This is a genomic window from Halovivax gelatinilyticus (assembly GCF_024300625.1).
GTDB classification, from domain to species: domain Archaea; phylum Halobacteriota; class Halobacteria; order Halobacteriales; family Natrialbaceae; genus Halovivax; species Halovivax gelatinilyticus.
Genome location: NZ_CP101322.1, coordinates 62392 through 75241, shown reverse-complemented (window position 1 = coordinate 75241; position 12850 = coordinate 62392). Strand labels below are relative to the sequence as shown.

The 12850-nt window shown below is 56.7% G+C and carries 9 protein-coding genes; 6 read left to right on the top strand and 3 right to left on the bottom strand.

Features of this window, described 5'->3' with window-relative positions; all coding sequences use genetic code 11:
• Positions 1–160: 160 nt before the first annotated feature.
• Positions 161–2242 carry a vWA domain-containing protein gene (locus NKH31_RS00225; protein WP_254863124.1) on the bottom strand — a complete coding sequence of 694 codons (2082 nt, stop codon included), beginning with the start codon at positions 2240–2242 and terminating at the stop codon, positions 161–163.
• Positions 2243–2562: 320 nt separating this feature from the next.
• Here NKH31_RS00225 and NKH31_RS00220 point away from each other — a divergent pair, with 320 nt between their 5' ends.
• Positions 2563–4131: an ATP-binding protein gene (locus tag NKH31_RS00220; protein WP_254863123.1), complete on the top strand. Its 1569-nt coding sequence runs from the start codon at positions 2563–2565 to the stop codon at positions 4129–4131.
• Positions 4132–4327: 196 nt separating this feature from the next.
• Here the strand turns inward: NKH31_RS00220 and NKH31_RS00215 are convergent, their stop codons facing one another.
• Both NKH31_RS00215 and NKH31_RS00210 read right to left on the bottom strand, forming a co-directional pair.
• Positions 4328–4687 (bottom strand): hypothetical protein, encoded by a 360-nt coding sequence (locus NKH31_RS00215; RefSeq protein WP_254863122.1) that lies wholly within the window; start codon positions 4685–4687, stop codon positions 4328–4330.
• 80 nt (positions 4688–4767) lie between these two features.
• Positions 4768–9198: a bifunctional RecB family nuclease/DEAD/DEAH box helicase gene (locus NKH31_RS00210; protein WP_254863121.1), complete on the bottom strand. Its 4431-nt coding sequence runs from the start codon at positions 9196–9198 to the stop codon at positions 4768–4770.
• A 370-nt stretch (positions 9199–9568) separates the two neighbouring features.
• Between NKH31_RS00210 and NKH31_RS00205 the strand changes: the two genes are divergently transcribed.
• The 5 genes from NKH31_RS00205 (at position 9569) to queC (ending at position 12667) form a co-directional block, all read left to right on the top strand.
• The gene (locus NKH31_RS00205; protein WP_254863120.1) at positions 9569–9964 is read left to right on the top strand and encodes a DUF7344 domain-containing protein; all 396 of its coding nucleotides are present in this window, start codon (positions 9569–9571) and stop codon (positions 9962–9964) included.
• Positions 9965–10139: 175 nt separating this feature from the next.
• On the top strand, positions 10140–10601 hold the full coding sequence (locus NKH31_RS00200; RefSeq protein ID WP_254863119.1) for a 6-pyruvoyl trahydropterin synthase family protein: 462 nt from the start codon (positions 10140–10142) through the stop codon (positions 10599–10601).
• Positions 10601–11377 (top strand): 7-carboxy-7-deazaguanine synthase QueE, encoded by a 777-nt coding sequence (locus tag NKH31_RS00195; protein ID WP_254863118.1) that lies wholly within the window; start codon positions 10601–10603, stop codon positions 11375–11377. The genes NKH31_RS00200 and NKH31_RS00195 overlap by 1 nt, the downstream gene beginning before the upstream one ends.
• Entirely contained in the window at positions 11374–11976 is a 603-nt protein-coding gene (gene folE, locus NKH31_RS00190) for a GTP cyclohydrolase I (RefSeq protein WP_425492327.1), read from the top strand. Before NKH31_RS00195 ends, folE begins: the two co-directional genes overlap by 4 nt.
• Complete coding sequence (queC, locus tag NKH31_RS00185; RefSeq protein WP_254863116.1) at positions 11969–12667, top strand: 7-cyano-7-deazaguanine synthase QueC; 699 nt, start codon at positions 11969–11971, stop codon at positions 12665–12667. The genes folE and queC overlap by 8 nt, the downstream gene beginning before the upstream one ends.
• Positions 12668–12850: the final 183 nt, after the last annotated feature.

Sequence of the window (12850 nt, the reverse complement as noted above, 5' to 3'; positions counted from 1 at the left end):
GCTTTTCCCCAGTTCACAGTGACGACAGTGAAAACAGGCGTTACGACACGGTATATTTCTTAGTACTCCCAGTTGAACGGCGAATCACTCCCCAACTTCGATGAGTTCCAAATCAAAACTTCGACGACAGTACTCGTTTACAATCAAGATTCGGGCGTCGTTATTGCTCGCACAGTTCTGCCGAGACGTCGGTCGCCCGGCGAGTCAACGCGTCGAGCAAGTCGAGTTCTCGTCTGAGAGAGTCGTCCGCGGTTGCCGACCGCTCGTTATTTAGATAGCGATGAAGCCGATCAAACCGATCCGCCCACCGATCGGGGACTGTGAGCGGAACGGATCCGCGCTCGTGTTCGCCGCTGATTGGTATGCGTCTCTCGACTTCGTCTGGATCCGCTCGCTCGTGGACGTCGGCCGCCCATTCTCTTAGTTCGCCAGCGTAGCGAGCCAGCGCCACCGCCTTGCGAACGCCGTCGTCAGCGTACACGTCTGGCTCGTCGGGGACGTTGACGCTCGCGCGCTCGACGTGAGTGAACCCGTCGCGCTCGGTCCACGACGCGGTCAGTTCCAGATCAGCGTCCGGTTCTTGCTGGTTCAGTCGGACCAGTACGATGCCTCCTTTAACCGCGTCGTCCCGTTTCGGGGCCGGAAAGAGCGTTCCGACGTCGATCAGGCGATCCGTCGCGTCGTCTGTGACGGGCGAGCCGTGGACAGAGAGTACTTCGAATCCGTCAGTGACGAGATCGAGTCCGAGATCGAACACGAGCGGCGTGACCATGTACTCGAACGCCTCGCAGAGATGCCGCTCGAACTCGGTCGCCGAGTGGACGAAGTGGTGGTTCGCGCCGCGGATACCGGAGAGGTGGTCGGCGAGTGCGGCGTTCTCGTCGAGGCCGACGCCCAGAAACGTCGTGTGGATACCATCGACCGCCGCGTCCGCGATTAACCGCGTTAACTCCGACGACCCGGTGGTGCCGATGTTCGGCATCATATCGGTCGCGAACACGATCCGGTGTTCGACCGCCGGATCCGGGTTCCCTTCTCCCAGCACGTCGGCGGCCGCAGAGAATCCGTCGGCGAGGTTCGTTCCGCCGCCGGCTGCGACTTCGTCGATGTGCCGGTGAATAGCGTCCACGTCGGTGGAGCCGACGTCGCGAATCGGCTTCGCCACGTGTGCGTGCTCGTTGAACAACACGACGCCCAGCCGGTCGCCGTCGCGCAACTGGTCGGTTAACGCACACAGCGAGCGTTTCGCCGCCTCCAGTTTCGTCGTCCCGTCACCCTCGTTCGACCGTTTGCGGCCGTGACGGTCGTAGTAGTACGTGTCGAACGAGGCGTTCATCGAGCCGGAGACGTCGAGGACGACCACTAGCTCAAGTCTCGGGCGCTCGAACGCATCCGGTGTCAAGGTCGAATCGAGCCCGACCGCTAGGTACTGTTCGCTCTCTCCCGTGAGTGGATGCTCGCTCACGGCGGTCGCGTAGCGAGGTGCGAACAGCGCGTCGGTCTCCACCGGATCACCCGTCTCGAAGTGGTACTCCGCAAACAGTCCCTCGTCGCTGATTGCCTCGGGTAAAGGTGTGAACCCTTGCTCGATGTTTTTCCGGAAGTTGGTCGCATCGGACGCTCCGCCTGCCGCGAGGCCGAGGGTCGGCGGGGCTGACGCGTTCGTGGCGGGTGACGGTGAGCAGACCGCGTCGTGAGCTATGTCGACGCGCGCGATTCCGTCACCGGTGTTTCGAACCTCTCGCGCGTGAAGCGTCCGGTCGCACGCGTCGCAGATGTAGTCGAGCGTGTCGTCCTCGCTCGTCGGCATCGGCCGCCAGTCGTCGACCCGCTCTTCACGACCGCCGGCAACGGAGACGGTCGTCCGCTCGTCGATCACACCGAAAGCCTGGTCGATGTCGAGCGTGGCCGCCGCGCGGACGACCGCGGGATCGATCGCATCGATCCCAGCCGCTTCACGTACCGGCGAACCGCAGCCCGGACAGTCGATCGACGTCTCGCCGGCGCGGGTGGGCGGGTCGCACGCGTACAGTTCCTGCATCTGGTACGTGGCGCCGGTCTTCAGGTCGTGGTGCGGGTCGGCGGTCGAGGCGATCAGCACCGGAAAGTGTTCACCGTGCTGGTCGGCGACGAGCAGTCGGTGGAGTCGAACGCCATCGCAGTCGACCGGGCGGCGGGTGATGAGTTCGACGTCGAGATCGAGGCGGATCCCGTCGACGAGGTCGTCGTACGTCGCGGTCATAGCGTCAGTCGTCACCTCCGCGTCCCGCTTTCCAGCCCGCCCCGACCGTCGAACCCGGCTTTCGAAGAAAAACACATTGCGGTGTGGTTTCTATGATTTTCACGATCAACAGTGTGTCTCATAACTGTATAAATTCTTCGGCTAGCAACTTCGACACGAGCTTAACAGAGTAAATAGTAGCATCATAGTGTCTGTTAACTCGTTAAGGAAGTGTAATGGGCTGTTCAACCGGGTTGATCAGCGAATTAGGTCCCTCGAACCGGTGGATTAGTGGTCGAAACACCCATTAGGATGCGGACTCTCTCGCCACCAACGCACCAATGACGACGGACGCCGGCGACGCGCTACTAAGCGACCTTCACGAGCACAACCCCTGGTGGGAAACAGGCGCCGAAGCGTTCACGCTTCCCGCCAGGCAGAAAAGCGACTTTTACCACCTCGCGCGCCCCGGCGCCGACGGGAGTCAATTCGAGGATCAACCGGTACTGGCCCTCGTCGGCCGCAGCGGCGCAGGTAAAACCACGCTCCTGTACGAATTCATCCGCCACCGCATCGACGCCGGCGACGACCCGACCCGATTTCTCTACCTTCCCTTCGACGCCGACCCGCTCTACCAGCTCCACTCCGATGACCAATTGCGACGCGCCGTCCGGTACTACGAAAGCCGTGTCCTCGGCCGCGGAGACGCGAACGGATCGCACTTCATCATCCTCGACGCCGTCCACCGGATCGAACACTCGACCAAACCGGACGTCGACGGCTGGGGATCCGTGGTCGCCGAACTGCTCGAAGACGCACCCGACCGACACGTCGCCGTCACCGCCAGCTCCGAAATCCAGATCCAACGCGAATTCGACCGAGCCGATGTCCCATCGTCAGCATACGCCGTCCAACCCATCCTCCCAGAGAAATTCCGCGACTACATCTTCGCCCTCTACCCGAACCTCGAAGCAAACGAAACAACCCGGATCAGTCCAACATCGATCCGAACAGGCGACACCAGCCTCCCAACCGCCGTCGAACGCGGCGACCCGGACGCACTCGTCGAGGAACTCCGATCGAAACACCAGCAAGTAGCCGACGACGAACGACGAATCCAGTCACGCGTCATCGATTACCTCGCAATGGGCGGCGTCATCAGCTACGCCCAGGCCGGAGTCGTCGAATCCGCCGACGACCTGCACCCGGACGCGTACGAGTCCCTACGCGAAGACGTTAAATCCGCTCTCTACCGAGAAATCCCCGGCTTCGAATCGATCAAAACCATCGACGACCTCGAACGACTGTGCGCACTCGCCGCGCGCAACTGCGGTGCAGAACCAATCGACTACCGCGACCTGACGAGCCTGCTCGACGTCGACCGGCGAACGATCGCCGACAGCTACCTCCCAGCCCTCTCCGAGCTATACCTCCTGACCGGCGTCACAGAGTACGACAACCAGCGCCCGCGATCGGTCCGCCTCTACCTGCGCGACACCGGACTCGCAACCGCGCTCACCGGCGGCGACGCAGCAAGCGTCCGCGGGGACTTCGACCGCGAAGCCGATCTCGCACGCATCGCAGGATTCGACCACACCATGCGCTTCGCCTACGGCCTCAAACACGCCCAAAACATCGACACAACCCCGACCGTCCAGTACTGGCGCGGATCCAACGGCGAAGTGGACTTCGTCTTCGAACTCAACGAGACACCAATCCCGATCGGCCTCGCCTACCGACCCGGCACACGCGAGTCGGCGATCGCGGCGATCCAAGAGTTCCAAACGACGTACGATTCACCCCTCGGAATCGTACTCGTCGGCGACACACCCCGCGGCGAACCCCCAATCGAAACACTCGAAGACGGCATCATCAAACTCCCATACTGGCTCTACCTGCTACTGTGTTAAGCCACGAGTCTCATCACCCCAACTAACCAGCACGTGCAACTCAGGACTTGTTAGCAATTATCGACAATGAATGGCGTCCCTTGCCTGTTCAGCAACGAGACGTTCATATACGGGAGTAAAACATTGCATATTCCGTTTCATTTACTGAAACCATCAATGCTCGGTCGAGACATTTGAACGAGGTACGAGGAGACAGTTACTCCATTTCAATGAACTCGGAGAAATCGAGATGTGCAGAATCGATTACCGTATTTCCAACTCGAAGTGTGACGTCGAACCCGGATCCCTTTCCGTCTGGCTCGACGGAGAACGAGAAAAATCCATCATCGACTGTAATCGTCATTCCGCTCGATCCGGTTGAAATTTCTGACCGCGCCACTTCCGCTGCTGGGTTTAAGGTGACGACTGGGACGATCTGGGCGTCACCGGTGTAATAGAAGAGGACTGGAACTTCGTGCGTCCCATCTGTATTCTGAACAACTTCATCAATGATGACACCCCGCCCGTGTTTCTCGTGAGTAACTTCAGATCCAACTGCAACTGGCGAGTCAGTCATTGTTGAAAAATTACCAACAGATGTGATGGGTGTTTTGGTCACATCATTCCTACAAAATCACCAGTATCTCGTTTATCGCGTTACTCCGATTCCAAGGCGTAGACATCGATATTCGTGCCGGATTTTCCGCGGGGAATATCAACGTTACTTGGACAAAACTCACCAAGATCTCCCTCCCAAACTGACGTCGCTGGGCTATTGTCGGTGACGCCAAGGGCGTCGTACAAGCGCTTCCATATCAACGTTTGGTCAAACTCATCGGCATTCGGTGGTGTCACCTCAAACACGGATTCGCTTGCAACGATGACGAGTTTCTTCTTCATTCGGGACATGGCGACGTTCAATCGGTTTGGATTTAACAGAAATTCGGCTTCGCTTCGGACATAGTCCGGGTCGCTTGCAGTGGCCGAGATAACCATGACATCGCGTTCCCCACCCTGAAACCGCTCGACGGTATCGATCGTTGCGGTTCCATTAAACTGCTGGTTGAGTCGTCCTTTCTGGGCATTGTGTGGCGTCACAATTCCAGTCTCCGTTGGTTGTGGATCATCCAACGCGCTCAACAACGCGGCTACAATAGCGACCTCGGTTCGGTTAGCGTCTTGGCTCTCGTCCTCGTCATGAATAACAAGGGCAGCCGGAGCTTGCGGATTCATCGCGGCTGCAACGCCGTCCGTACCGGCGTGAACGTGATCAATCGTCGCTGTCTGGCTTGATTTGAGTTTTATCCCGTCGTCAGTGTACACCAGGTCAGTGAGCAAGTCAGCGACTCGAGTGTGTAGCCGATAGGTTCGGTCGAGGCGTGTGATCGGAATCGCGTCACCGATATCGGGTGATTGGGCGAATGCAAAATCGGTTTCCTCAAGGTCGCCTCTGAGGAATCGGACGAAGTTCAACACCGACATGAACGGCACATTCTCTTCGATGGTTCGGCGATCCTCCCCCTCCCAGTCGTGTTGTTGAACTGGCTCCATTTGCCGGTGGTCACCGATGAGGAGCGTTTGTGCATCGTCCTTGAGGAACGCACTCGAGAGGAGCGTCGCCGGCAGATCGAGCATACTCGCCTCGTCGATCGCCAGCAAATCGACGAACGAAATCCCGGCATCCATCACCGCTTCAGCGTCGTCGAGAGCGAATAACTCACCCGAGCATTTGTTAATCACACCCCGAAGCGATGTCGGCGTGGTGAACACGACGAGATGATTCGTCGCCCGACCGTCCGGCGTCACGTGTGGACGAAGCGCGTCGGTCATCTCGACCACATCAGTTGTATCGTAATAATCGACAAACCGTACGTGCTCGTCGACGGCCTCACGGACATCGGTGGAAGAACCGGCACGAACCCGAACAAACTCGGTTGCCGCAGTGGTTGCTGAACTCTCAGTGAGGTCGGCCCAGTTCGTGACGATGTCCTCCATCGCTTCATCAACAGCAGTGTGCGACGGCGCAGTCACAACCGTGAGTAACCGATCCCCCTCGTCTTCGCTCGCTGCGAGTCGAGCTAACACCGCCGGTGCAAGCGTAAAACTGGTCTTGCCGGTTCCTGGCGGCCCTTGCAGAACGGAGACGCTGTGGTCAACTTCCTTAACGAACTCCGCCTGGTTCCCGCGGGGACGCGCACCCGTCGCATCCTCGAACGTTTCGATGAAGTCCGCAACAGCGGTCGGCGAACAAAACTGCCGGTCGAACTGCTCAGTTTCGCCGTCCTGGAACGCGCGGTTCAACTGGTGGTACAACGCGTTCGACTCCGTCCGCTCGAGCGCTTCGTAGGCTCTGAGCGCGGGGTAAGAATCCGCGTACGGATCAAGCACAAAGAGGTCACCTTCAGAGACCAGCGTCGTGTAATCCTCTCCGTCGGCTTCCTCGGGTTCCATCGTTGCACTCCGGTGCCACTCAAGGTACCGGCTGCGGCCGAACCCACCGTGGGTCGATGCACTCACCGTGATCGTTTTGCCGGTTCGATCGAACGACTCGACGGATGCCTTGATCGAATTTGCCAGATACCGCGGGTATGTCGCATTGACTTGTCTGAATTCCCTGCCGTTGCGCTCGAGTTTCGACATTACTCGCCAGCTTCCGGAGCCGCCGTCGTCCGAGCCGCTGATCCGGCAACTATCGATCACCTGATCCGGATTTCGGAACAACTCGTCATAGAGAAGATCGCCCTCGACGCGGATATCCCACTGGCCAGCAGGTTCGACGTTCGTGACGCGGAAAATCGTCGAATCGCCGGTCTGCATGCGCTTTCGAGGCGGTTTGAGGTAATGGTCGAGACAGTCACGATAGTTCGTCGTGTGTTCCAGATCAAGATACTCTTGGCAGGCACGGTTCAGTTCAATATTTTCAAGCGAGAAGGCTGGCAGTCGGCTCAAATCGAGTGGTTGCTTATCGATTTGCCAGTTCTTGTACGCGATCGCCCGTTCGACGTGCTCGAGAGCTTCCGTCAGTCGCTGTGCGAGTGCTTTCACTTCTGGGGCTCCGATCGGTTTGGAGCCCTCCCCGTCGTAGTACCGATATGTTGAGAGCGACGAACTGCCCGTCCCGAGTTCCACATCATCGTCTAACTTACCGCGAGCAGCCCACAGGTACTCCAGGGGAATCTGATTTCCAAATCGATTGTACAGTGGGTAGAAGCCATCTGGCTCCCGATCCGGATCGCCTGGATCACCAAGGAGCAATCTGATCGAGTTGCCCTCCTCGACGTACGCTCGCTTCCCCTCGAACAACCCAGTCCTGAATACATCCCGAAGGTCAACTTCGTCGCCAGCAATCGTCGCTTTCCAATCGGTAGCAGAAAACCAGCGTCGAGGATAGGACTCGTCGGCGAACGCCTGCATTTGCTCGACTGTCTGGATGAGCCCTGTCCCCGGGTATTGTAACGCCAAGCGACTCGTAATATCGTTATGCACGACCGACACCATCGGTTGGTCGAGTCCCTCTCGTAGTCCCAGAAGATCACGTACTGCGGCGCTTCCAAAGACGGACGGTTGTCGTTGAACACCCTCCATGAGTGCGTCCCGTTCGTGGGCGGAATACGTGTACAGATGGACATAGCCCTGGTCTGGACTCGAGCCAAACTCGGCTTTTATGCCCTGGATTGCTTTGATTAGCCGTTCGAAAAACGCTTCCAGTAGCTTCGCTTCCGCGTCGAGGCTATCGTCTTTCGCCGCTGGGAGTTGCTCGCTAAATTCAACGACGGTCGTCGCATCGGTCTTGTCACAATTGATGCGAGCAGCCAAGAGCGCCAGCCGGTCACGTACGGGATCGTGCTGGACGTACAGGTACACCCGGATCAGTTCGTTGCGCTCACACGCCCCTCCGGGCAATCGTGGATGCGGATCGTCGTCAGGGAGATTGCCGTTCCCACTGCCACGTAGGTACTCTACGCCGCCGAACGAGTCGTACGACGGATCGAGTTCTCCACGGAGTACCTGAGCCCGTTGAACGATTTCGTCGAGGCGATTCGAAAGGGTTCCCTCACTCTCTAAGGCACGAACGATTGTCTCATCACGTACTGGGAGTTCGTCGTAATCATACGGTTTCGTCCCCTCTTCTCGCTCAAACAGGTCGGTCAACCCCGCGAGCGAGTCTATGCCCTGCACTCGAAGCCGTTCCTGATTCCCCTGTGTGAGGTTCAACAGTGCTGGATCGCGTGATTCAATTGCTTTCGTGAAACAAATCCCGTTATACGGGCACCCGTCGCATTTTCGTTCGAGGCGATACCCGACCTCGTCAAACGACTTTCGCGCTAACTGGTGTAGTTCACCATCCTGTTTCAACAGGCGTTTCACCTCCGCGGTCCGCGAGGGAAGATCGATCGGCGGGAGTTCCGGCAGGGGATGTTCGCGGAGGTCTGCCTCACGATTAACTACTGTGGCGACGGGTTCATGATCGACGCCACACTCGGAAACCACCGTGCTTAATAGTAAACTATAGATCGTCGATTGAATCTGCTGAGATGTCTTGTCCTTCCAGGACGTCTTGACCTCCAGAACTCTAGTTCGGACGCCGCGACTCTCCGGAAGCGGTTCCAGTGTGATGAGATCGGCAATACCAGCAATGTCCCAGACTCCGATCCGTCCAAACATGGGTGTCTGGAACAACACGACGGGTCCATCCAACTCGTCATGGTCGCTATCTGCGAGGGTCTCGATCAGATTGATCAACTGTTCACGGACTCCACCTTTCCACTGCGTTTCTATGTCGCCGTGTGATCCCGTATTGTCTTCCCACGTCTCATCATATGGGATCACATCACCATCGCTGTCAGTGTCCCCGATGACTCGGGATGCATCCTCACTGAGTGTTTTCAATTGTTCTTCTTCGTAGGCTAACCCAAGTTCTGCGAAAAGGTCACTACCTGCGTTCGGATCGTACCAGTTTCGCTTATTCACGAGGCCGTGGTCGAAAAACTTCAGTCTGAAAAATCGCGGACACCCAGAATAACTGATGTATTGGCCGAGACCGCTCGGATTTAGTGTGACTGCCGGCCGATCATCGGTATCAACCATACCTGGTTAGTGTCACGATTTCTATTAATGGTGTGGGTTATGCCGGATGTGGAAGCGATGGTGTAGCTGTTGAAATCAAGAATAAAACGCAACCTCTACGATGATCAGTTAGTGATCAGAAATGCAAGCGTTCTTTATAGTCAATCGGCCATGACGAAGTAGCGTGGCCGTCTAAAACGGGCCCGGCGGTTAGGTCGCCGGAGCGCCGCGCTGCCAACCATGACAGCAATCAAGCCTACAATGGCCGAGAGGCATAACTCTGTCCGACCGACTCGGAAGGTACAAACGCTCGGCTTCGACGATTCGGAAGCCCGTGGCAATATAACGATCACTACGGATTTCTGCGCTCCTCGACAGGAGGTGTTCGTCAATGAGTAAGGAACTGAAGGACATCCTGCGTATTCTCCAGTCGGAGCGACGTCGAATCGTGCTCGAGTTACTCCTAGATCTTCAAATCGAGGAAGGTAGCGAGACGGTGACCGTTCGGGTGTCAGACCTGGGTAGACAGGTTGCTGCCGAAGAAGCGGATGTGGATTCCGAGTCAGTCGGCCGGACTGTACAACGATCATCGGACATTGGTCTCAAACATACCCATCTTCCGATGCTCGACGATTATGGTGTCGTCAACTTTGACGAACATGCGATGAAAGTATCGTCCACAAATCAGACCGAACCTCTGGCACAGTTAATGAAAAGAATCGTAGATGTAGTCGATGAGAGTGAGATTAGAATCACTGGGTCATATTATTCGGACCGAGTGCTCTAACAGACCTCACCTTTCTACAATTCATTGGGGCATATCCCAACTCAATCTGTAACTTTCGGTTTTCTCGGCAAATAATAGTCATGAACTGATAGATGAAGATGATTCGTTGTAGACGTTTCCGCAGTACGAACAAATCAACAAATAAGCTTATGTGCACTCGGGATATTCTTTGGGTATGCCACAGAGAATATCTGGGGGTGATTTTGGTAGCGCCCTCCTTTCGAACACTGAAGAACGGACACTCGTAATCGGGGAAAACAAACCCATTCGGATCAGCACGGGTCACCGGATTCTCCACCACGACGGAAAGTGCTCGCGGCCCCACGGGCACAACTACGAGATTACGGTGGAAATCACCGGTCATCTCGCGGAGGAAGGCTGGATCGTGGACAAGGGAGATGTAACTGATGTCATCGGCGACTGGGATCACATGTTTCTCGTTGAGGAAGGGGATCCGCTGATCGATGCCTTCGAACGATCGGGCGATGCTGATTCACTCATCGTACTCCAGCACCCACCGACAGCTGAAGTGATGTCCGTTCTACTCGAGGAACGGATGCTGGAGGTGTTTCCGGACAACGTCGCAAACGTATCCGTGACGGTTCGAGAGACTGACGAACTTTGTGCGACGTACTAATGCCGGTCACAAGCGACGTTTCGGAACTCGCCACCGAACACGCTGGTGAAGGTGAGGGTCTTCCGATAAACGAACTCTTCTGCTCGTTACAGGGAGAGGGCAAACTCGCCGGTGTCCCCTCTGTGTTCGTCAGAACGTCGGGCTGCAACCTCAGGTGTTGGTTTTGCGACTCCTACCACACCTCCTGGGAACCGACCGGAGCATGGCTTACAATCGACGATATCATCGACGAAGTTCTCACGTACGAAAACGCGGATCACGTCGTCTTGACCGGCGGGGAACCGATGATCCACGAACGCTCTGTCCAACTCCTGGACGAACTGGGCGATCACGGCTATCACACTACCGTGGAGACGAATGGCACCACCTATCGAGATGCAACGATCGATTTGGCGAGCATTAGTCCGAAACTCGCGAGCAGTACACCCACACCCGATCGCGCCCCGAAGGGAGACGGGGAGTGGGAGATAAGACATGAAGAACAGCGTATCGATCTCGAAGCGCTCGGAAGGCTGATCGACCAGTACGATAGCCAATTGAAGTTCGTCGTTACTGAAGCGCACGATTTGTCCGAAGTCGATTATCTCGTTAGCCAGATCCGAGAGTTGACCGATACGGCAGTGACCAATGACGACGTTTTGTTGATGCCAGAAGGGGCGACCCGAGACGAACTGGACGACACACGAAACGAGATCGCCGAATTGGCACTTGAGCGTGGCTATCGCTACACGCCGCGACTGCACGTCGATCTGTGGAACGACGAACCAGGAACATGACAAGACAGCACCAGCAACCGAGCATGGAGAGCAGTGAAACGTCCGACATTGACTGGCAGAAAGCCCAGCGTGCCACGCGGATGCTACTGGAGGCGCTGGGAGAGGATCCTAACCGCGAAGAACTGACGGATACCTGGCAGCGCCGAATGCCGGCGTCTCTCGAGACACTCACAGAAGGGCAGCGAGAGTCGGCGAAACCCGAGATGCGAACCTTCGCAGCTGAAAGCGGTGAACTCGTGATCAAAACGGGAATTTCGGTGTACAGTCTTTGCGAGCATCACATGCTACCGTACCACGGTGTTGCTCACATAGCGTATCGTCCGAAGGACGAGGTCGTCGGTCTCTCGAAGCTCGCCCGCTACGTTCGGTGGCGATCGAGGCGGTTGACGATACAGGAGAAACTGACCCAGGACATCGCATCAGGGTTAGCCAACGAAGTGAACGCCGAGGCTGTACGGGTTGAACTTGCGGCGACGCACCTCTGCGAAGCAATGCGCGGAGTCGAGGCGGCCACGGAGACGACGACGCAGTTTACAGTCGGTGAGTTGACCGAAAACGAACAGTGGCGATTCCGCTCGGCGGTGGACACACATGAGTAACGACGTACGCGCAGCAATACTGGTTTCAGGTGGGATGGACAGTGCGACCGCGGTCTACGAAGCGATCGACCGCGACTACCAACCGTACTTTTTACATACCTCGTACGGGCAGCGAACCGAGAACAAGGAATACGAGTGCGCGAAAGCGCTGGCAGAGGAAGTAAACGCGGCGGACTTTCTGCACATTGAGACGAGCCATCTGTCGAAAATCGGTGCCTCTAGCCTTACCGACGACGAAATTGAGGTGTCCGATGCGGACCTTGAGAGCGACGAAATCCCGACATCGTACGTTCCGTTCCGGAACGCGAATCTGTTAGCGATGGCTGTTTCGTACGCCGAAGCGAACGACTGCTCCGCGGTGTTCATCGGTGCGCACTCGGAGGATTTCGCAGGCTATCCTGATTGCCGCCCGGAGTTCTTTAACGCCTTCCAGCGGGTCGTTGACGTCGGTACGAAACCCGAAACAGAGATCGATCTGGTCGCACCGTTCGTCGAGTGGTCGAAGACGGAAATCGCTGGGCGGGGTCTCGAACTTGAGGTTCCGTACGAACTCACGTGGTCGTGTTACCGGGACGAAGCGCCGGCGTGTGGGATTTGTGACTCCTGTGCGTTGCGGCTAGATTCGTTCAGAAGCGTCGGATCGAGGGATCCAATCGAGTACAGTGAACGTCCTAGGTCCTTTATGAATTAAACCCCAAAACTTTACCAGGGAGAAAGGAAAATAATAAATCCTAAATATGCCACTTAGTCCAGTAACATCATGGAATGTAGGTGGTCTATGATATGTGTGCGGTCGTTGTTATATGACTTCGGACTATTTCTGGGTAAGATTACATAGTCAATGAACAGACAGCGCGACCACCAGAAACTATTA